Annotated in this window: 13 protein-coding genes; 8 read left to right on the plus strand and 5 right to left on the minus strand. The window is 50.0% G+C overall.

Annotated elements, in window-relative coordinates:
• Positions 1-199 precede the first annotated feature (199 nt).
• The 4 genes from rpoB (at position 200) to OSC7112_RS28570 (ending at position 11,372) form a co-directional block, all read left to right on the plus strand.
• Complete coding sequence (rpoB, locus tag OSC7112_RS28555; RefSeq protein WP_015179158.1) at positions 200-3,586, plus strand: DNA-directed RNA polymerase subunit beta; 3,387 nt, start codon at positions 200-202, stop codon at positions 3,584-3,586.
• Positions 3,587-3,734: 148 nt separating this feature from the next.
• Positions 3,735-4,832, plus strand: a complete 1,098-nt coding sequence (locus OSC7112_RS28560; RefSeq protein ID WP_015179159.1) for an HNH endonuclease — start codon at positions 3,735-3,737, stop codon at positions 4,830-4,832.
• A 77-nt stretch (positions 4,833-4,909) separates the two neighbouring features.
• Positions 4,910-6,784, plus strand: coding sequence for a DNA-directed RNA polymerase subunit gamma (locus OSC7112_RS28565; protein WP_015179160.1), 1,875 nt, complete (start codon positions 4,910-4,912; stop codon positions 6,782-6,784).
• A 460-nt stretch (positions 6,785-7,244) separates the two neighbouring features.
• On the plus strand, positions 7,245-11,372 hold the full coding sequence (locus OSC7112_RS28570; protein ID WP_015179161.1) for a DNA-directed RNA polymerase subunit beta'': 4,128 nt from the start codon (positions 7,245-7,247) through the stop codon (positions 11,370-11,372).
• A 323-nt stretch (positions 11,373-11,695) separates the two neighbouring features.
• On the opposite strand, the gene OSC7112_RS28575 is transcribed toward OSC7112_RS28570, so the two are convergent.
• Entirely contained in the window at positions 11,696-12,091 is a 396-nt protein-coding gene (locus tag OSC7112_RS28575) for a response regulator (RefSeq protein WP_006632892.1), read from the minus strand.
• Between the two features lie 1,489 nt (positions 12,092-13,580).
• On the opposite strand from OSC7112_RS28575, the gene OSC7112_RS28580 reads away from it, so the two are divergent.
• The 3 genes from OSC7112_RS28580 (at position 13,581) to OSC7112_RS28590 (ending at position 18,131) form a co-directional block, all read left to right on the plus strand.
• Entirely contained in the window at positions 13,581-16,133 is a 2,553-nt protein-coding gene (locus OSC7112_RS28580) for a DNA gyrase/topoisomerase IV subunit A (protein WP_015179164.1), read from the plus strand.
• 453 nt (positions 16,134-16,586) lie between these two features.
• The gene (locus OSC7112_RS28585) at positions 16,587-17,852 is read left to right on the plus strand and encodes an ABC transporter ATP-binding protein (protein WP_397319613.1); all 1,266 of its coding nucleotides are present in this window, start codon (positions 16,587-16,589) and stop codon (positions 17,850-17,852) included.
• 126 nt (positions 17,853-17,978) lie between these two features.
• Positions 17,979-18,131, plus strand: a complete 153-nt coding sequence (locus OSC7112_RS28590; RefSeq protein WP_015179166.1) for a CAB/ELIP/HLIP family chlorophyll-binding protein — start codon at positions 17,979-17,981, stop codon at positions 18,129-18,131.
• Positions 18,132-18,345: 214 nt separating this feature from the next.
• Here the strand turns inward: OSC7112_RS28590 and rpoD are convergent, their stop codons facing one another.
• Positions 18,346-19,512, minus strand: a complete 1,167-nt coding sequence (rpoD, locus tag OSC7112_RS28595) for an RNA polymerase sigma factor RpoD (protein ID WP_015179167.1) — start codon at positions 19,510-19,512, stop codon at positions 18,346-18,348.
• 48 nt (positions 19,513-19,560) lie between these two features.
• On the opposite strand from rpoD, the gene OSC7112_RS40295 reads away from it, so the two are divergent.
• Positions 19,561-19,698, plus strand: a complete 138-nt coding sequence (locus OSC7112_RS40295) for a hypothetical protein (protein ID WP_190274288.1) — start codon at positions 19,561-19,563, stop codon at positions 19,696-19,698.
• A 500-nt stretch (positions 19,699-20,198) separates the two neighbouring features.
• Here the strand turns inward: OSC7112_RS40295 and OSC7112_RS41345 are convergent, their stop codons facing one another.
• The 3 genes from OSC7112_RS41345 to OSC7112_RS28605 form a co-directional block, all read right to left on the minus strand.
• Positions 20,199-20,363, minus strand: a complete 165-nt coding sequence (locus OSC7112_RS41345; RefSeq protein ID WP_223300711.1) for a hypothetical protein — start codon at positions 20,361-20,363, stop codon at positions 20,199-20,201.
• A 328-nt stretch (positions 20,364-20,691) separates the two neighbouring features.
• Positions 20,692-20,823 (minus strand): hypothetical protein, encoded by a 132-nt coding sequence (locus tag OSC7112_RS41985; protein ID WP_263053563.1) that lies wholly within the window; start codon positions 20,821-20,823, stop codon positions 20,692-20,694.
• Positions 20,824-21,365: 542 nt separating this feature from the next.
• Positions 21,366-22,253: an ABC transporter permease gene (locus tag OSC7112_RS28605; protein WP_015179169.1), complete on the minus strand. Its 888-nt coding sequence runs from the start codon at positions 22,251-22,253 to the stop codon at positions 21,366-21,368.
• Positions 22,254-22,370: the final 117 nt, after the last annotated feature.

Raw genomic sequence — 22,370 nt, forward strand, 5'->3', positions numbered from 1 at the left:
AAAGCATCTCGATCGAAACTAAAATCCGCACAAAAATAATGCGAGCCACCAGCAATAATAACCGTTGCAGCAGTTGGCAGGCGATCGAAAACATCATATAAATTATCTCACACAATCCATCAAAAAAACGCAACAAGGTAAAAACGCCAAGCCTTGGCGCCATGTAAAAAGCTAGAGCCACTGCGGAAAAAGGACCCCCATGACCACTAAAGATTACACAGAATTCGCCTTCACCTTGCCCGACCTGATCGAAATCCAGCGGGCAAGTTTTCGCTGGTTCCTAGAAGCCGGGCTGATCGAAGAACTCGACAGCTTCTCCCCGATTACAGACTACACGGGCAAGCTGGAACTTCACTTCATGGGCAAAGACTTCAAACTCAAGCGCCCCAAATACGATGTGGACGAAGCCAAGCGCAGGGACAGCACCTACTCGGTGCAAATGTACGTACCCACCCGCCTGATTAACAAAGAAACAGGGGAAATCAAAGAACAAGAAGTCTTCATCGGCGATTTGCCGTTGATGACCGAGCGCGGCACTTTCATTATCAACGGCGCAGAACGGGTGATTGTCAACCAAATCGTGCGTTCCCCAGGCGTGTACTACAAATCGGAAACCGACAAAAACGGTCGCCGTTCCTACAACGCCAGTCTGATCCCCAACCGCGGTGCTTGGCTGAAATTTGAAACAGACAAAAACGATTTAGTCTGGGTCAGAATCGACAAAACCCGCAAGCTCTCAGCCCAGGTGCTGCTCAAAGCCCTCGGACTCACAGACGGCGAAATCTACGACTCACTCCGCCACCCGGAATACTTCCAAAAAACGATCGAGAAAGAAGGACAATTCGGCGAAGAAGAAGCTTTGATGGAACTCTACCGCAAACTCCGTCCAGGCGAACCCCCCACCGTGGCGGGCGGCGAACAGCTCCTCAACTCGCGCTTTTTCGACCCCAAACGCTACGATTTGGGCCGAGTCGGCCGCTACAAACTCAACAAAAAATTGCGCTTGACAGTCCCCGATACCATGCGGGTGCTGACATCGCAAGATATCTTGACGGCGATCGACTACTTAATTAACCTCGAATTCGACATCGGCTCCACCGACGACATCGACCACTTAGGCAACCGTCGCGTCCGCAGTGTCGGAGAACTGCTGCAAAACCAAGTGCGGGTCGGCCTCAACCGCTTAGAACGGATCATCCGCGAACGGATGACCGTCTCGGATGCCGACTCCCTCAGCCCCGCTTCTCTGGTCAACCCCAAACCGCTGGTAGCAGCAATCAAGGAATTCTTCGGTTCCTCCCAGCTATCGCAGTTCATGGATCAAACCAACCCCCTGGCAGAACTGACTCACAAGCGCCGGCTTTCCGCCTTGGGCCCTGGAGGTCTGACTCGCGAGCGCGCCGGGTTTGCGGTGCGGGACATTCACCCGTCCCACTACGGCCGGATTTGCCCGATCGAAACACCAGAAGGCCCCAACGCCGGTCTGATCGGTTCCTTGGCAACCCACGCCCGAGTAAACCCCTACGGCTTCATTGAAACTCCTTTTTATCCAGTAGAAAAAGGACGGGTGCTGCGCGACAAAGCCCCCGTTTACATGACAGCCGACGAAGAAGACGATTTGCGCGTCGCCCCCGGAGACATCAGCCTCGACGAAAACAACAACCTCTTGGGCGAAACCGTAGCCGTCCGCTACCGCCAAGAATTTACGACGACTACGCCGATGCAGGTGGACTACATGGCGATTTCGCCGGTGCAAATCGTCTCCGTCGCGACATCGCTGATTCCGTTCCTGGAACACGACGACGCCAACCGAGCTCTGATGGGATCGAATATGCAGCGGCAAGCTGTGCCGCTGCTGAAACCAGAACGGCCCCTAGTCGGTACGGGCTTAGAAGCTCAGGCGGCGCGAGATTCCGGAATGGTTGTGGTTTCCCGGATCGACGGCGAGGTAATTTACATCGACGCTACCCGGATTATTGTCAAACCCCTGCCTGTAGATGCCGAATCTAATTCCAGCGAAGAACATTTCCTGATTAAGGAATACGACGATCTCAAAGTCAAACAGCCATCGGTTTGGAAGCAAAAATATGCAGGCTGCATCGAACACGAACTGCAAAAATATCAGCGTTCTAACCAAGATACTTGTTTAAACCAGCGTCCGCTGATTTATGAGGGCGATCGAGTCGTAGCAGGTCAAGTTCTCGCCGACGGTTCCTCCACCGAAGGGGCAGAACTCGCTCTGGGTCACAACATCCTCGTAGCTTATATGCCTTGGGAAGGCTACAACTACGAAGACGCCATGCTAATTAGCGAGCGTTTGGTGTACGAAGATATCTACACATCGATCCACATTGAAAAATACGAAATCGAAGCCCGCCAAACTAAACTCGGCCCCGAAGAAATCACCCGCGAAATTCCTAACGTCGGCGAAGACGCGCTGCGCCAGCTAGACGAACAGGGCATTATCCGCAAAGGTGCCTGGGTAGAAGCCAGCGACATCCTAGTCGGCAAAGTCACCCCCAAAGGCGAATCCGACCAACCGCCGGAAGAAAAACTGCTGAGGGCAATCTTCGGCGAAAAAGCCCGCGACGTGCGAGACAATTCCCTCCGCGTCCCTAACGGCGAAAAAGGCCGCGTGGTAGACGTGCGGGTGTTTACCCGCGAACAGGGCGACGAACTGCCCCCCGGCGCCAACATGGTCGTCCGCGTCTACGTGGCTCAAAAGCGCAAAATTCAAGTCGGCGACAAAATGGCCGGCCGCCACGGAAATAAGGGTATTGTCTCCCGGATTCTGCCGATGGAGGATATGCCTTATTTGCCCGACGGGACTCCGGTTGACATAGTGCTCAATCCCTTGGGGGTACCGTCGCGGATGAACGTAGGTCAGATTTTTGAGTGCTTGCTGGGATGGGCCGGCGAAAATCTCTCGATGCGGTTCAAGATGGTGCCTTTTGATGAAATGCACGGATCTGAAAAGTCGCGGGAAACCGTACACGGCAAGCTGCAAGAAGCCAGGGAAAAAACCGGCAAGCCTTGGGTGTTTAACGAAAATCACCCCGGCAAGACTATTGTCTACGATGGCAGAACTGGCGAACCGTTCGATCGCCCGATCACAGTCGGCATCGCCTATATGCTGAAGCTGGTGCACTTGGTAGACGATAAGATCCACGCCCGCAGCACAGGCCCTTACTCGCTGGTAACGCAGCAGCCTCTCGGCGGCAAAGCGCAGCAGGGAGGTCAGCGGTTCGGAGAAATGGAAGTCTGGGCTCTGGAAGCGTTCGGCGCAGCTTATACTTTGCAAGAGTTGCTGACTGTGAAGTCGGACGATATGCAGGGGCGGAATGAAGCGCTGAATGCCATTGTTAAAGGCAAAGCTATTCCGCGCCCCGGTACGCCGGAATCTTTCAAGGTGCTGATGCGGGAGTTGCAATCTTTGTGCTTGGATATTGCCGTGCACAAGGTGAATACGTCCGACGAGGGCAGCGAGCACGTTGAGGTGGATTTGATGGCAGATGCTGGGGGCAAGCGATCGCCCTCCCGGCCTACTTACGAATCGCTTTCTCGTGACGAACTGGACGAGGATTAGGCATTAAAGATTAAAGATTAAAGATTAAAGATTTTTTGACAGCATTCAATTCTTTAATCTTTAATCGACAATCTCAAATAAAAATGCCTCAGCAGTGGTACGAACACTGGTGAGGCTAATCAACGCTCTAAACAGGAGAGACGCTGACATGAATATTGTAACAGTTGTCCCAGGAATAGAAGGAGAATTTGACCGGGCGACAGGCTGTATTAACTGGCAAGGGAGCAAGCTGAAAAATGGTTACGGGCGCAAGTGGATTGAGGGCAAAACGGTATTAGTCCACCGATTAGTGCTCGAATCAAAAATACCAGGATTTATAGATTCCGGTTATTTTGCTTGCCACATCTGCGACAATCCAAGCTGCATCAACCCAGCACATCTCGTAGCTGGAACTGCGGCTGAGAATACGCAGCATATGATCGGCCGCGATCGCAAAACTCCCAGACGCAAAAGTATTCCCGGTATTGGTAAACTATCGATCGAACAACTGCGGGAAATTCAGCGTCAATATTTAGCTGGAACCACCAAAAGCCACCTAATAAAAGAGTATGGCGTACAGTATGACACTATTACTAAGATACTTCAGGCAAAAATTCCCCATAACTTCACTACAGTTCCCCCCGGTTTTGTAGGAGAAATTCAAGACAGCGGCTGCATAATTTTTCAAGGTGCAAAGGATGGTCAAGGTGGTTATGGCAGGTACTTTAAAAATGGGAAATCCCAATCAGTTACTCGTGCTGTTTTAGCAGAGAAATTAGGATGTGAAGTTCCGACTTCGATGGATGCTTGTCATACCTGCGATAATCCCAGTTGTATTAATCCAGAACATCTTTGGGGTGGAACTCGCACTCAAAATTTATTAGATGCTTCTAAGAAAGGACGCACCCAAGGCAAAAGTCATCCCCTTTCCAATGCCAAATTAGACTGGGAAAAGGTGCGAGAAATTCGGCTAAAGCTAGCAGCAGGAGAGAGGATGAAGGATGTAGCACAGGAATACAGTGTCGGCCGCAAAACCATACACGATATTAAATATCACGTCACTTGGAAGGAAGCAGGTCAAGAGGTTCCAGTTCCCTGCATGGGTGGACATCTCGAACGCAAGCTAACTTTTGCTCAAGCTATTGAGATCCGAGAACGAATTCAAGCCGGAGAATCCATTGCTACAATTGCTCAGGAATTTGGGGTATCCAGAAATATCATTTCTGATATCAAAAGGAATGTCACATATAGAGGAGAATTCAATTGATTTAAGCCGCAAAACAAGCCAACAAAAAAGATAAATTACCACAAATAATCTAGTGTAAATCATCAATTGGAGTGAAAATGGCTAAAATAGAACAACGCTTTGATTACGTCAAGATCGGGTTAGCTTCACCAGAAAGAATTCGACAGTGGGGAGAGAGAACTTTACCCAACGGTCAGATAACTGGAGAAGTGACAAAACCGGAGACCATAAATTATCGCACGCTAAAACCTGAAATGGATGGCTTGTTTTGCGAGCGCATTTTTGGGCCGGCAAAAGATTGGGAATGTCATTGTGGGAAGTACAAACGAGTTCGCCATAGAGGCATTGTTTGCGAAAGATGCGGTGTTGAAGTCACTGAATCTCGCGTCCGCCGGCATCGGATGGGCTTTATCAAATTAGCAGCTCCAGTAGCTCACGTTTGGTATCTCAAAGGCATCCCGAGTTACATGGCAATTCTATTAGATATGCCCCTGCGAGATGTCGAACAAATCGTTTATTTCAACGCCTATGTTGTCCTCAATCCCGGTAATGCCGAAAAACTTCAATACAAGCAATTGCTCACGGAAGATGCTTGGCTGGAAATAGAAGACGAACTTTACAGCGAAGATTCCACGCTGACGGGCGTAGAAGTAGGCATAGGTGCTGAAGCTTTGCAAGTTTTGCTGCAAAATATTCCGCTAGAAAGTGAAGCGGAAAAGCTGCGGGAAGATATTGCTAATGCTAAAGGTCAAAAACGGGCAAAGTTAATTAAACGCTTGCGGGTAATTGACAACTTCATCGCTACGGGCTCTCAACCCGATTGGATGGTGCTCAATGTGATTCCGGTGATTCCCCCGGACTTGCGGCCGATGGTGCAGCTAGACGGCGGGCGTTTTGCAACGAGCGACCTCAACGACCTCTATCGGAGAGTAATCAACCGCAACAACCGCTTGGCGAGACTGCAAGAAATTCTGGCGCCGGAGATTATCATCCGCAACGAAAAGCGGATGCTGCAAGAAGCTGTGGATGCGCTGATTGACAACGGTCGCCGGGGCCGCACGGTGGTGGGGGCAAACAACCGCCCGCTGAAGTCGCTGTCGGACATCATTGAAGGGAAACAAGGCCGCTTCCGGCAAAACTTGCTGGGGAAACGGGTTGACTACTCCGGGCGTTCGGTGATTGTGGTGGGGCCGAAACTGAAAATTCACCAGTGCGGTTTGCCGAGGGAAATGGCGATCGAACTTTTCCAGCCTTTCGTCATCCACCGCTTGATCCGCCAAGGATTGGTCAACAACATCAAAGCTGCCAAAAAACTCATCCAGCGCAACGATCCCAGCGTTTGGGACGTGCTTCAGGAGGTGATTGAAGGACACCCGGTGATGCTGAACCGGGCGCCGACCCTCCACCGTTTGGGGATTCAAGCCTTTGAGCCGATTTTGGTGGACGGGAGGGCGATTCAGCTTCACCCGCTAGTCTGTCCGGCTTTTAACGCTGACTTTGACGGCGACCAAATGGCCGTGCACGTGCCTTTGTCTCTGGAATCTCAGGCGGAAGCGCGCTTGCTGATGCTGGCTTCTAACAACATTATGTCGCCTGCAACCGGAAGACCGATCGTTACTCCTTCTCAAGATATGGTGCTCGGTTGCTATTACTTGACAGCCGAAAATCCTGACGCTCAAAAAGGAGCCGGTCACTATTTCTCCAACCTTACCGACGCGGTTGTAGCTTACGAACAAGGAATCGTTGACTTGCACTCTTATGTGTGGGTGAGGTTTCAAGGCGCCATAGAAAACACAGAACCTGAAGGAGAACCGCTGAAGGTGGAACGCTCTACCGACGGTATAGTGACCAAAGAATACAAGTTCCGCCGGGTTCGGGAAGACGGAGAGGGCAAGGTGCTCAATCAATTTATTCGCACTACTCCGGGCAGGATTATCTATCACCAAACCATCGAATCGGTAATTAACAATTAGAAATGGGTAATGGGTAAGAGGTAATGGGTAAGAGGTAATGGGTAAGAGGTAATGGGTAATAACTGACCAATAATCGCTAACAAATAATAGTGATTGAAGCCGGAAAAATTACCCGTTACTACTTACCGATACTTCGGCTACGCAGTTCCCGATCGAAGTCGAAGGGCAGTAAAAGTTACCAATTACCAATTAAGTAGGTAGGTGAAAATAAACTTTCTTAGGGGAAGAGCAGGTGAGTGCATTCATCTCCTAGCTTAGCTCTCTTCCTTATACGCTAAACCCACCCCTACAAAATGCTTCTTGTTTTTTCCCGCAGATCTACTTATCAATTACCAATTACCAATTACCAATTACCGATACTGCGGCTGCGCGGTTCCTGAACCCTTCGGCAACGCTGGCGGGGAACCGAAGTCGAACGGGAGTAAAAGTTACCAATTACCAATTACCACTACTCAGAAAAATGACAGAAAATAAGGAAATTGTTTTTCGCAATCGAGTTGTTGACAAAGGTCAGCTCAAAAAATTAATCTCTTGGTCTTTCATGCACTACGGAACGGCCCGTACAGCGCAAATGGCCGATAAACTCAAAGACTTGGGTTTCCGCTTTGCGACGCGAGCGGGAGTTTCGATTAGCGTAGACGACTTGCAAGTGCCCCCGTCAAAACGATCGCTCCTAGATGCCGCCGAAGAAGAAATCCGCATCACCGAACAAAAATACACCAGAGGCGAAATCACCGAAGTCGAACGCTTCCAAAAAGTAATCGACACCTGGAACAGCACCTCAGAAGACCTCAAAGACGAAGTAGTCAAAAACTTCCGAGCCACAGACCCCCTGAACTCGGTCTACATGATGGCATTCTCCGGCGCGCGGGGAAACATTTCTCAAGTGCGGCAGCTAGTCGGAATGCGCGGATTGATGGCCGACCCCCAAGGAGAAATCATCGACTTGCCCATCAAAACCAACTTCCGCGAAGGACTCACCGTCACCGAATACATCATCTCTTCCTACGGAGCTCGCAAAGGCTTGGTAGATACAGCCCTACGCACCGCAGACTCCGGCTATTTGACCCGCCGTTTGGTGGACGTGTCCCAAGACGTAATCGTGCGCGAAGTGGACTGCGGCACCCAGCGGGGAATTCGAGTTCGGCCGATGACCGACGGAGCAACAGTCCTGATCCCCCTCAAGGACAGGCTGCTGGGGCGCGTTTTGGCCCGAGATGCAGTCCACCCCAAAACCGGGGAAATCGTGACTTACGGCAGCGAAAAAGCCGTCCGCAACCAGCCAATTACCGAGGAATTGGCCGGGGAAATCGGCTCTTCAGGAGTGGCAGAAGTGTATTTGCGATCGCCCCTGACTTGCGAATCAACCCGATCGGTTTGCCAGCACTGCTACGGCTGGAGTCTCGCCCACTTGAAAATGGTGGACATGGGAGAAGCGATCGGGATTATTGCAGCTCAGTCGATCGGAGAACCCGGAACCCAGCTCACCATGCGTACCTTCCACACCGGCGGCGTATTCACCGGAGAAGTCGCCAAACAAGAACGCGCCCCCTTCCCGGGCGTAGTGAAATTCAAGAACTTGCGTACTCGCTCCTTCCGCACCAGACACGGCGAAGAAGCACTGGTGGCAGAAAACAACGGCAAACTCGTATTTGAGGGCGACGGATTTGAAGAAGGGAAATCCGGCGCCAAAAATCAAAAACTGAAAATCGAATTGGCGATCGTCCAGGGTTCCACTCTGATGGTCAAAGACGGACAGCGCGCCGTTCCCGGTCAAGTTTTGGCAGAAGTGCCCATCGTCGGTCGCGCCGCCCGCAAAACAACCGAAAAAGTCACCACAGACGTAGCCTCCGACTTAGCCGGAGAAGCCAAATTTGCCGATTTGGTCCCCGAAGAAAAAACCGACCGCCAAGGGAACACCACCCGCACGGCCAGCAAAGGCGGGCTGATTTGGATTCTCTCGGGAGAAGTCTACAACTTGCCCCCAGCCGCCGAACCGGCAGTGAAAAACGGCGACCGCATTCCGGCCGAAAGCGTCATTGCCGAAACCAAACTCATCTCCGAACACGGCGGCGTAGTCCGCATCGCCGACCCCAGAGAAATCGAAATTATCACCGCCCAAGTCCTGCTCGACCAAGCAGTCGTGCGGGCCGAAAGCGCAGGCGGCCGCGACCACTACACGATCGAAACATCTTCCAAGCAGCGGTTTTCCCTCAAGACCGCCCCCGGGAGCAAAGTCATCAACGGGGAAGTCGTCGCCGAACTGCTCGACGACAGCTACCGCACCGCCACAGGCGGCATCGTCAAGTACGGCGGAGTAGAAGTCCACAAGCGCGGCAAAGCCAAACTCGGCTACGAAGTCGTCAAAGGCGGCACTCTGCTCTGGATACCCGAAGAGTGCCACGAAGTGAACAAAGATATTTCCCTGCTGCTGGTCGAAGACGGCCAGTACGTCGAGGCCGGTACAGAAGTCGTTAAAGATATTTTCTGCCAAACCAGCGGAGCAGTCGAAATCACTCAGAAAAACGACATCCTCCGGGAAATTGTCATCAAACCCGGCACCCTCCACGTAGTTGACCGCCCCCCGCTCACCTTCGGGGAAGGTCAAATCGTCAACCCCGGTCAAGAAATTTCCCCCGGCTTGATTGCCGAAGAGTTGGGCTATGCCGAGTATATCGAAACTCCCGAAGGCCCCGCTTTGCTGCTGCGGCCTGTGGTGGAATTCCCAGTTCCGGACAAGCCGCCCGTACCTTCTCAGACGGCGCTCAACGAGTCGATCTCTTTGAAAGCGGTGCAGCGACTCCCTTATAAAGATGGGGAGCGCGTCAAATCCGTCGAGGGATTGGAACTGCTGCGGACTCAGCTTATTTTGGAAATCGGTTCGGGAGCTCCGCAACTGGCGGCGGATATCGAGCTGCTGCCGGACGAGGAGGATGCTGCGGCTTTTGGGGCCGACGGCTCTGGCCCGGCTTGGGGTTCGCCTGAAGACGTTAGTGCGTCGCAAGAGTTGGCGGTGCCCCTGGCCGATGGGACCGATCGAACTTCCAAGACTTTCCGCTTGCAGTTAGTGATTTTGGAATCGCTGGTGATTCGGCGGGACGTATCTGCCGACCCCACTCAGGGCAGCACTCACACGCGGCTGTTGGTCGAAGACGGGCAGTCGATCGCGCCCGGAGCAGTAGTCGCCCGCACCGAGATTCTCTGCAAAGAAGCGGGTATCGTTCGCGGCATCCGCGAGGGACACGGCGAACCGGTGCGCCGGCTGTTGGTGATGCGAGATGCCGATTCTATTTCGATAAGCGTGGCGGTTACGCCCGATGTCAGTCCGGGTCAACTGCTGGTGGCCGGTACCCAAATAGCTCCGGGAGTTGTTCTCGAAGAATCCGGCCAAGTTGTGAAGGTTGTACCCGCCTCCGAGACAGAACCCGCGAAACTCTTGCTCAGAGTGGCCCGTCCTTACCGGGTTTCCGCCGGTGCGGTGCTGCACGTAGACGACGGCGACTTGGTGCAGCGGGGCGACAACTTGGTGATTCTGGTGTTTGAGCGGGCAAAAACCGGAGATATCATTCAGGGTTTGCCCCGGATTGAGGAACTTCTCGAAGGGCGCAAGCCGAAGGAAGCTTGTATTTTAGCCAAGCGCCCGGGGACGGCTCGCGTGGTTGCGGATGACGATGTTGTCGAACTTGCAGTGATTGAGGATGACGGCCGAATTGAGGAATATCCTTTGTTGCCCGGTCAAAACCCGATCGTTTCCGACGGACAGCGCGTAGGCGTCGCCGAAGCTTTGACCGACGGGCCCGCCAACCCCCACGAAATTCTGGAAGTGTTCTTCCACGTGCTCAAGGAGCGGCAGTCTACTTTTGAGGCCGCCTTGGAGAGTTTCCAACAGGTGCAGACGTTTTTGGTGAACGAGGTGCAGTCGGTTTACCAGTCCCAGGGCGTCGATATTTCCGACAAGCACATCGAGGTAATCGTCCGCCAGATGACCAACAAAGTCAGGATGGAAGACGGCGGCGATACTACCATGCTCCCCGGCGAGTTGGTAGAACTGCGGCAGGTGGAGCAGGTGAACGAGGCGATGTCGATTACTGGCGGAGCGCCGGCGGATTATACTCCGGTGCTGCTGGGGATTACTAAGGCTTCGCTGAATACCGACAGCTTTATTTCCGCTGCTTCCTTCCAGGAGACTACGCGGGTGTTGACTGAGGCCGCGATCGAAGGCAAGTCTGACTGGCTGCGGGGACTCAAGGAAAATGTCATCATCGGCCGCCTGATTCCTGCGGGTACTGGGTTCAATGCCTATGAGGATGCTGGGGTTCAGGATGCCGGTTTTGACGGTGCCGTGTTTGATGACGACATCCACGATTTACAAGAAGATGTGGTGCTCGATGACCGATCGGCTCGCCGCGCTTATACGATCGAGAGCGGTTTTGAGATCGGGCGCGGGTCCGATCTCGAGCCTGATGAGGATTTTGAGGAAGTGGAGGTTGATGAGGACGATTTTGTCGCCGAGACTGAGGATGATGCCTTGGGACCGGATGTGGACGATGATGATATCGGTTTCGACTTCGATGAGGACGAAGACTAATAAGAGTGTTTTGAGATTGCATGAATGAGCGAACAGCGTTGCGATCGCGCTCGGAGAAATTGCTTCCTCGCCGCAACGCACGCTCCGATTTCACTCGTCATAAAAATCTCAAATTTTTTCTCACAAATTACAAGTCCTTTCCTCATAGCCTGATGCGATGGGACATCGAAATGAAGAAGGAAGAAGGAAGATTCAGAGTTCAAAAAAACTTTGTAAATAAGAGAGTCTTAATTGTTTGTTGGTTCAAACAAACAATTATTTCTTCCTTCTTCCTTCTTCCTTCTTCCTTCTTCCTTCTTATTCCTTCTGCATTTATAGTTCACTCAATCAGGCAGCAAAGCCTTGATTTGATTAACAAACTCTTGATGGTCTACCACAGGTTTAGAGATGTAACCGTCGGCACCGCTTTGATCCAGAAATGTTTCTTTATCACCGGCCATCGCGTGAGCAGTCACCAAAATAATCGGCAGCGATGCCGTTTGCGGGTCAGCTTTGAGCAGTTGAGTAATCTTGATGCCGTCAACTGATTTGCCCTGGTACACGCTGCGCGAAAGAGACACATCCATTAAAATCAAATCAGCTTCGCCGTTGGCAGCAATCTGCATCACCTCTTCAACATTTTCCGTGTGTTTCACGGCTAAGCCGCCCCGCTTAGTCAGAATTTTGGAAAAAACCCGAGCATTAACCAAATCGTCCTCTACAATCAGAACGGTTTTCATAAATAAATATGGGAATTATAGAAACTTTGTGACTTTAGTCCAAAGAGGAACACGACACGGGGACTAAATTCCCCGTCAAAAATGCAGAGTTTTTAGCGCCATCAGCCGGGAACCCTGCAAAACCCGTATGTATATCCTTGAGCCACTAGCTGTGAGAGGGTTTACAGATGCCTAGAAGCATCCAGTACCATCATTTAGACTACTACACACAGACAGTTTAGTTGTTTTTTATAACTAGACCTGGCACTGGTGAGAGTCTCAAGATTCTCAGGTAGCAGGTTTCTAGTACAATCCTGGACGGATGGACGACGCCTCGCAACGCGGTTTTTGCTCGTTTCAGCGGGCTATAACAAACTATTGCTATGAAAAAACCCGGTTTCTGACTACCCGTGCGCCCAGGACTTATAGTATCCTCTCTTTCGGTCAAGCCTCCGGCTTCTACCATTTTAGATTTTAGATTTTAGATTTTAGATTTTAGATTTTAGATGGGAACTGATTGACTGGATATCAGTTTGGAACACGGGCCTACAGTTGCATTATTTTTTGAACTGGTATTAGATTCGGGAATGTGCGATCGTTATTTTCCTTCTTCCTCATTAGAATCAAGCCATGTTTATTCACATACTCCCGTCGCCAACGCATTGGGAGTAGCGAATCTAGCGGGGATTGTTGGAGATGCCTAATTCTCAGTTTTAACCCATCAAAACGGCTGAAAATATCGACGCTTCCGTTCATCAAGGGGATGTCAGACTAGGAGATATGGCCAGGAGAGCTTTTGACTGATGAATTATCAATATCGGCATTTTTGAGACTCTCAGCGAGCCACGGCAACGCTCTATGGTTGAATAAGCCCAAAACTGGGAGTTCGCTCATAGTCCAGTCGCCTCTACACGATTAGAACAAGTACCAGTACCAGAGATATTCCAATTCCGCTTACTTTTCTTTTTTAATACTTTCGGAGTCCATCACGCTTGCCAAAATACGGTAAGCTCGATCTTCAACCATTGCTGCTCGATCGACGCTACGGCTGTGCTGAGACGAGATCGATCGGGGGTTTCTCCTGAATAAAATATTTCTTCGTGTAGATGGTTATTCCTAATTGCAATTAAATTCTATCATAGATTGACGGGGACTCAAGTCCCTCGTGACGCTTTTCTAGGAAGAGCTACAGCCTCACTGCGTTTTGAGTTTCTGGCATTCCGTGTTCTCCTGTGAATCAACCTTCTCACGGCAGAAGGTAAATAGACAGGTAGGCGCAAAGGTCGGCAACATAGAGGTTAGGGTAAGAGTGGAGAGTAAGAGGCAAGTGTTGCCCGTCTTCGGGACTCTGATTCTGCTTTCACAAGTTAAGTTTATTTTTATTCTTCTACTGGGCGGTTGGGTCGAACTTTCGGTTCGCCTGCGGCAAAGGCTTTTCAATCGAGACAGGCAACCTCGGCATTCTTGACAGAGGCTGTTTTCACTCAGGAATTAACGGACACAAGGACTCATGGCTAAACAACTCAACCTACTTTCCGGGCAAGTAATTTCTACGCCTCTGCACGCCGAGATGCAGCAATCGTACCTCGAATATGCCATGAGTGTGATCGTCGGGCGAGCTTTGCCTGATGTCCGCGACGGTTTAAAACCAGTTCACCGTCGAATTTTATATGCGATGCACGAACTAGGTCTGACGCCAGACCGACCTTACCGTAAGTGCGCCCGGGTAGTGGGAGATGTTTTGGGAAAATATCACCCCCACGGCGACCAATCGGTTTACGACGCTCTGGTACGCATGGTTCAGGAGTTTTCGAGCCGCTATCCTTTACTGGCGGGTCACGGCAATTTCGGTTCGGTGGACAACGATCCGGCGGCTGCGATGCGCTATACGGAAACGAGGCTAGCACCGATCGCCCACGAAGCTATGCTCACCCAAGTCGGCGAGGCAACTGTTGATTTTACTGGTAACTTTGACAGTTCGCAGCAGGAACCGACGGCGCTGCCTGCTCAGTTGCCGTTTTTGTTACTCAACGGCTGTGCTGGCATTGCTGTGGGGATGGCAACTAATATCCCGCCGCACAATTTGGGGGAGGTGGTAGACGGTTTAATTGCTTTGATTGAAAACCCGGAACTATCGGACGAGAAGTTGATAGAACTGATTCCGGGCCCGGATTTTCCAACCGGAGGGGAAATCGTCGCTACAGAGGGCATTGTTGACGCCTACACTAAGGGTCGAGGCAGCATTGCGGTCAGGGGTGTGGCCGGGGTGGAAGAGGTGCCAGGTAATCGCAAGGTACGCACTAAAACGGCGATCGTGGTGACGGAGTTTCCGTTTCAGGTAAATAAGGCGGCTTGGATTGAAAAGGTGGCGGAGTTGGTTAATGCTGGCCGCCTCGACGGTATTTCTGATTTGCGTGACGAGAGCGATCGCGAAGGCATTCGAGTTGTGGTTGAACTCAAGCGGGAATTTACCCCAGAAGCGGTTCTGGCTCGTCTTTATCAACAAACTGACCTGCAAACAAATTTTGGCGCGATTTTGCTGGCAATTGTCAACGGTCAACCGCGACAGTTGACGCTCAGACAATTGTTGCAGGAATTTCTGGATTTCCGGGAAGTGACTCTTACCCGCCGCTACAATTACGAGTTGCAAGCTGCAGAACGCCGCTGTCATATTGTCCAAGGCTTAATGTTGGCTTTGACAAATCTCGATACAGCGATCGACATTCTCAGAAATTCTCCTGACGGCTCTACTGCTAAGCAAACTTTACAAGTTCGCCTCAATTTGAGCGAAAGTCAAGCTGATGCGATTTTGGCGATGCCTATGCGTAGGCTGACTGGTTTGGAAAGGCAAAATTTGCAGTCTGAGTTTGATGAGTTGACGGCTAATATTCAAGAATTGCAGCGGTTGTTGAGCGACAGGCGCGAACTTTTGAAGGCTTTAAAGAAGGAATTTCGAGGGCTCAAACGCAAGTACGCTGACCCCCGCCGCACTAAATTCGCCAATGGAACCGGACGCGCAGCCAACGCCGAACCACAATTTTCTGGTAAGAAAAATTCTGCGGTGAAGCAGTTGTCGCCGGCAACGATTCAGCCTAACTTATTGCCCGTTCTAGAGGCCGAGGAAACTATTGTTGAATTTTCGCACAAGCAGTACGTGCGGCGCTTGCCGGCTGGGGAAAAGCCACGCTCGAAAAGTCGCGAAAAATCGGTTTCAGCTTTAGAAAAAAATGAAGATTTTATTGTGACGGCCGATCTCACGAAAACCGATCGCACTTTGGTGGTCTTAACTCCTAACGGCAAAGCTTACCCGCTGAAAGTGGCCGATATTCCTAGTAGTAGCGCCAAAGACCGGGGAACGCCGATCGTTAGTTTGTTGTCGCCGAGTGCTACTAAAGAAAGTGCCGGTCGCGCTTTGTCGGAAATCACAGTCGCACACTTTATTTTGCCGGAAAATTCGGAAGCGGCAGATTTAGTAACTCTGACTCAGCAAGGGAAAATTAAGCGCTTGCCGATGCAGGAATTTGCTGATTTGACTAATCGCGGCGTTACTGTTGTTAAACTCAAGGAGGACGATCGGCTGCGCTGTGCGAGTCTGGGTAAAGTCGGCGAGCAAGTGGCGATCGCAACTTCAGGAGGCCGAGTCCTCCGGTTTGAGATTGATGACGAACAACTGCCGCCAATGGGCCGCAGCGCCCAGGGATCTCAAGTAACCAGGTTGCGGAAGCAGGAACAGTTGGTGGGTTGTATCACTCTCGACCCGGAAGACAGTCTGGTGCTAATTTCTGAGTTGGGTTGGGCAAAACGAATGCCTGCGGGTTCTGTGAGACTTACTAACCGTGGCGAAATTGGCACTCAAGCTTTTCGTTTCTCAGAGCCTAAAGATGCTTTGGTTGGCTTGCTGCCGGCTGTTCCGGGTACGGATGTTAAACTTTTTACTAATTCTGGGCGCTTGCTGCGATCGGCTATTGATGCTATAGCTTTTTGGGGGAAAGATGCTGCGGGCGATCGAGTTTTTGACCTCAGTCCGGGTGAAAAAATCATCAAAGTTATCAGCAGTCAATAGTCATTGGGCATGGGGCATGGGGCATGGGGCATCGGCCAAAGAGGGCATCGGCCAAAGAGGGCATCGGCCAAAGAGGGCATCGGCCAAAGAGGGCATTAATCTGATTTGTGACCTCTGACTTCTGACTTCAACATCCCTCCGTTAAATCATTTAAATCCTGTACACTGCTCGTTCCCGAACTTCCTCCTTCCTTGAATATCTAAATTACCCATGCCCCATGCCCCATGCCCTGCGCGGGCCAATTCCCCAATCTAAAATCTAAAATCTAAAATCTAAAATTGTTTGATGGCGCAAGTTGTATTAGAAAATATCTACAAAAGTTTTCCGCTCCGCCAAGGAGAACAGGAAAAAGAAGCAAACACCGTCGCAGAAAATGTCTCGCCTGTGGCCGATCGCCCTGCGTCTAACAGCGTTTTGCGGCGCATTAACCTGACGGTCGAAGACGGGGAATTCATGGTGCTGGTGGGGCCTTCTGGCTGCGGAAAAAGCACTTTGCTGCGATCGATCGCCGGTTTGGAAGTTTTGACGGCCGGCAATATTTGGGTTGGCGATCGGCTCCTTAACGATTTGCCTCCTAAAGACCGAGATATCGCTATGGTATTTCAAAATTATGCTCTCTATCCTCACTTAACAGTTTACGATAATCTCGCCTTTGGATTGCGCCGCTCGGAAAGGGAGAAAGAAGAAGGAAGAAGGAAGCAGGAAGCAGAAAGAAGGCAGCAGGAAGAAGGAAGAGGGAAGAAAGGAGAAGGGAGAAGGGGGAAGATACAAGGAGAAGAAGGAAGCATCCAGAAGATAGAAAAAATTAGAAATAAGGTAGAAGAGGTTATTAATTATTTAGCTTCTAATTATTTAAAAAATCCTCTACTTTATCCTTTGTTTGAGGACTTTTTAGGAGGAGCGACTCGCAAGTTACCTCCCGGTTTGCGCTATTTGTCAGAACGGGAAAAGGCTGTAGGCAAACGAGTCCGAGAGGTAGCTGAATTATTGCAAATAGAATCTCTTTTAAATCGCTTGCCGAAACAACTTTCGGGAGGGCAAAAGCAGCGGGTAGCTTTGGGTAGGGCGATGGCTAGGAATCCTGAAGTTTTTTTGATGGACGAACCGCTATCGAATCTGGATGCGAAATTGAGGGCGGAAACTCGATCGCAAATTGTGCAGTTGCAGCGACAGTTGGGAACTACAACTATTTATGTAACTCACGACCAAACTGAGGCGATGACTATGGGCGATCGGATTGCTATTATGAAGGTCGGCCAGATTCAGCAAGTAGCTCAACCTCTAGAGCTTTACAACAAGCCGGCTAATTTGTTTGTTGCTGAGTTTATCGGTTCTCCGCCGATGAATTTTTTGTCGGTTGAGTTTAGTGCCCCGCTGTTGATTTCTCACCCGCAATTTCGCTTTACTTTACCCGATATTTGGGCAAAAAGTCTACAACAATATGACGGGCGAGGGCTAATTTTGGGCATTCGGCCGGAACATCTGAGCATTAACCCTCCTGCTACCAAAAATCTTTCGGTACAAGTGGAAATTGTAGAGGCTTTGGGACACGAAACTTATTTGGGGGTTTGTTTGACGGATGCTCCGGCGGTGCGGATGCAAGTGCGGGTTCCTCCTGAGCGATCGATCCGAGTTGGCGAGGAGCTTTGGCTGGCCATTGCCCATGACAAGATTCACTTGTTCGACCCCGATACCGAGTTGGCTATTTTTCCTCGTTAGGCAAAATCATCAAGGTCGATCGACCGCTGTCACCTATCCCTAGTGTCACAACTTTGCACTTTTTTCAAGTCATTGTTATATTAATTTATATAAGCCTTACAAAAGTTAACGAAAGGAGTTCGCACTATGCAAGAACAAAAACGCAACGCTTGGAACTGGGGCTTCAGCGAGGGAGCCGAAAATTGGAACGGTCGTTTGGCGATGATTGGTTTTTCTGCCGCTGTCATCATCGAATTGGTCTCCGGTCAAGGGCTGCTTCACTTTTGGGGCGTGATGTAATTTTCTAGTTAAGACTTTTGTGACACTGCAAAGCTTGGGAGTTCCGTAACGGACTCCCTAAATCTTGGCAGCGCAATTTGAGCAGCAAATAACCACTTGCTCCGTGCAGTTAGGAGCATAAACTGTAACAGCTATAGCTCAAACTGAGGCGGGGGGTCTCCCCCCCAAAAAAAAGAGTGCTAATCACTCTTTTGGGTGATGCTAGCAAATTACTCTAGCGGATATATTCTTTTAAGATGCTGTTGCGGTTGGGATGGCGCAACTTCCGCAGGGCTTTAGCCTCGATTTGGCGAATCCGCTCGCGGGTGACGTTAAAGATTTGACCAATTTCCTCCAAGGTCTTCATCCGTCCGTCATCTAAGCCGTAGCGCAGCCGCAGTACATCCCGTTCTCGGGGGCTGAGAGTATCCAAAACGCTTTCCAAGTCTTCCCTGAGCAAGTTTTTCGAGACTTGATCTTCTGGCGTTTCCCCGTCAGATTCAATAAAGTCTCCCAGACGCGAGTCTTCTTCTTTGCCGATCGGAGTTTCTAAAGAGATGGGCAACTGTGCGGACTTAGCAATGAATCGCAACTTCTCGATCGTCATCTCCATGCGCGTAGCAATTTCTTCTTCCGTAGGCTTGCGACCCATTTCCTGAGACAGGAGTTTGGTAGTTTTTTTGATCCGCGAGATGGTTTCGTAAAGGTGAACCGGCAGGCGGATAGTCCGGGATTGGTCGGCGATTGCCCGGGTGATGGCTTGACGTATCCACCAAGTTGCGTAGGTAGAAAACTTGTAGCCTTTTTCGTGATCGAATTTTTCAGCGGCCCGGATCAGACCCAAAGAGCCTTCCTGAATCAAATCTTGGAAAGACAAACCGCGATTCATGTATTTTTTGGCGATCGACACCACCAAACGCAGGTTTGATTGCACCATTTTTTCCTTGGCCCGACGGCCGACGTGGAGTCGGTGACGGAATGCAGGAAGTGCCATCTCTACAGCATTCGCCCATTCGCTGTCTTTGGGTTCGCGGTTATACTCTTCGAGCAGTTGTTCTCGAACTCGCTCTAATTCCAGCAAATCTGCTATCTTGCGCGCTAGTTCAATCTCTTCGTCAGCTCGCAGCAGTCGAATCCGACCGATTTCTTGCAGGTAAAGACGAATAGAGTCTTCAGTATAATGCTTTTTCTTTGCCTGAGCCCGACGGCGGGCTTTTGCGCCTTTGCCAGATTTAGGGTCGTCCTCAGATTGAGAGTCTAAGAATTCTTCTCGATCGTCTTCTTCGTCGATAAAGAGTTCCAACTCACTCTCAGGTAGAACGCTTTCGGCGCCGCGAAGCAACTCGATTGTTTCCATTTCCGGTGTAATTGTGGTTTTGAGTACGGTGTTAGCCTGGATCATGCCGTCTTCCTCATGCTCCTGAATTAAAGAATAAATAACAGTGGAATAGTGTCTGTTTGTAGTTTAGACAAGTTAGCCAGTATTGACATTCCCGCAGGAAAAAATAGTGGGATTTTCGGTCTGCTAGCTGAATCTGTTGCCGAAACTGCACCTGTTTTACGAGTCAAAGTTCGAGTTCCGGCTTGAAGCAGGCAGCGCATTCAATCGATCGCAGATTTTAACATCGCGACCTTAAATTAAGCTGGCGGCTTTTTCTTTCTGAGCGAGTTACCACATCATCTGCAATACCTGGCCCACAGAAGCAAACCATGAAGTGCGATCGATCGCACTTCCAAAAATACTGGCTTTTTTACTCGGTACTTCGAGCTTTTACCCGTACAAGTTTTCCTGCACGGAACCGTCTAACTTTTGTATTCGAGGTGTCGAACTTTTGATTCGCCTTGCTTTCACTCTGGTTGTCAGACATGACAGTTGCACGGCCAATTTTCGCCACCTTGGATGTACGTCTGCTGTCTCAAATGCAACAGCAGAGGGTTGAAGCACCAAACGGGGAGAATCGGATCTTGCAAAGACCTTTCCGATTGTAGCCTTTCTCACAAAAAATGGAAGTTGTTTTCCATTGTTGGCAAAGAACTAGGAAAACTCTGTCAGCTTAGCTTGACAATACTAACTCAAGTCCGGCTCTGCTAAATCCTGAGAACTGCCCGCAAAAACTTTGGCACGATCGAACGGCGCTGTTTTCTGCGTATATCTGGGTGAACGGCTGCGGCGTAGTTGGCCAGACAGTTAGCAGACAATTTTTGAGTTGCCCAAATTGGAACCAATACAATCCGTGTAGATACACCCATCATTACCCTGTTTCCCTGAATTGAATCATACGCAATCTGCGATTGAATAAAGCTCGTAGCTTTAGTTTTAAGCCGGCAACTCTGGATTAGAGACCGACTCTGACCCCAAATGAAGCGTTGCGGGTTGAGTAGTGCAACAGGGGCTTTCATTGTTAAGTTAGCTCAAATCTCAGAAATTGGCTTTAATTTTAACGTTAAATCACATTAAGTTCTTAACGTCACATTCTTATTTAAGCAGTTCGACACGAGTTTGTCGCGTCAGTGGCAAAAACCACTAGGATAAATTCTACTGAGAGTTAACCCGTCGCGCAACTGTCGGCTGCGGACTTCTCTAAAATTTTTTGGCTTTCGGTTCCCACTTGCGCGATCGCACGTTTTTCTCACAAACAGCACAATTCGCCATCTCCCAGAAGTATAACTTCACGATTCCTTTAAATATCTCGTGACAGCGTAAAGATTCCATAAAGCCCTTTAATTAATTTTAGGTAGCATTCCCGAATTGTCTGGATAATTTCAAGCAGACGAAAAAAAAGCCACAGCGGGCGCTGCTGCAACTTCCTGCAGATGATAACTCTGCCAGGGAATAAAAATTTACCCAGTTAGCGATGTGCTTGCTATGGTTAGAGAAGGCATAAGCTGCAGGATGCGCTTCAAGAAATAGAACGGTAGGAGCCTGGTGCGATGCTCAAAATGTTGTTATTATTTACAGCGTGTCATCAGAAAGCACAGAGCATCACTTTATCTTCTACTCTGGTTTAAATTATGTGGCTTGACCTTTAGGAGATCAAGCTATCCAGAAAAATTTCCGCGACGTGTCTATATTGACAACCCAACGAAGGTTTACTAGAAAGAATTAACCTTCTTGAGAGAAAGATTGAGTAATTAATCGGGTCAATACAATCATCTCTTTATAGCGCGTGTTTGCAGTCAGGACTTCACTTTTTTTGATATTGCTGAATCAGCACTAAAGTCCTGACTGCGAACTTAATTTAACCGCGAGACAAATTACTGCTGATTCCGCAGGCGAGGGTTGACAAACTCGTTTAATCCTTCCCCTACCAAAGACAGTCCCACCACCATTAAAGTCATAGCCAAACCGGGAAACAAAGCCGTCCACCAAATGCCAGTAGGTAGCGCATCTAAAGCTAAACGCAAGTCGTGTCCCCATTCGGGAGTTGCTTCGGGAAGTCCTAATCCGAGAAATCCCAAACCTCCTAATGTTAAAATTGCATCGGCAGCGTTGAGCGCAAACAGCACCGGTACGCTCTGAATCACATTCAGAAACAGGTAGCGCGAAAGCACTGTCCAAGTGTCAGCACCCATTGCTCGCGCAGCTTCGACAAATAATTCGGTTTTGACGCTGACGGTGTGATTCCTGACTACGCGGTAGTATTGAGGGATGTAGGAAATGCTCAGGGCGATCGCAGCATTCAAAACTCCTTTTCCCACTACAAACGCTAGCGTCAAAGAAAGTAGCAGCCCCGGCAAAGTATAAATTGTATCCATTAAAAATAACAGCACTCGATCGAGCTTGCCGCCCAAATAACCGCTAACCAAACCCAGCGGCACACCGATAAACAAACTCAAAGCAGTGGCTAAAATTACCACTTGCCAAGCCGCCCGAGAAGCAAACAGCGTGCGGGAAAACACATCGTAGCCGCTGCGGGTAGTACCGAACCAATAATTCGCCGACGGCGGTTCGTGAATGGGGTTAATCAAAGCATCGGTAGGATTTTGCAGCCATCCCCAAGCTTGCATAGCTGGAGACAAGGTGGCTACCAATACAAACACGGCAGTTATTGTCAAACCTGCCCACATCATTTTCATTGACAGGCTTGACGGTGAGGCAATGTTGTTGAGAAATCGCGGCAGTCGGAGGCGGCTTTGAGCCATAATGACGATCGACCAATATGAGACTTTTCGATTTTAGTAGGACTCAGGCTAAAAAACCGGGAACAATCAAAAATTCTTTCCCTTATCCGCCAAACACTCGCGAGAAACCAGGTTTTT

This window comes from Oscillatoria nigro-viridis PCC 7112, assembly GCF_000317475.1.
Taxonomy (GTDB): domain Bacteria; phylum Cyanobacteriota; class Cyanobacteriia; order Cyanobacteriales; family Microcoleaceae; genus Microcoleus; species Microcoleus nigroviridis.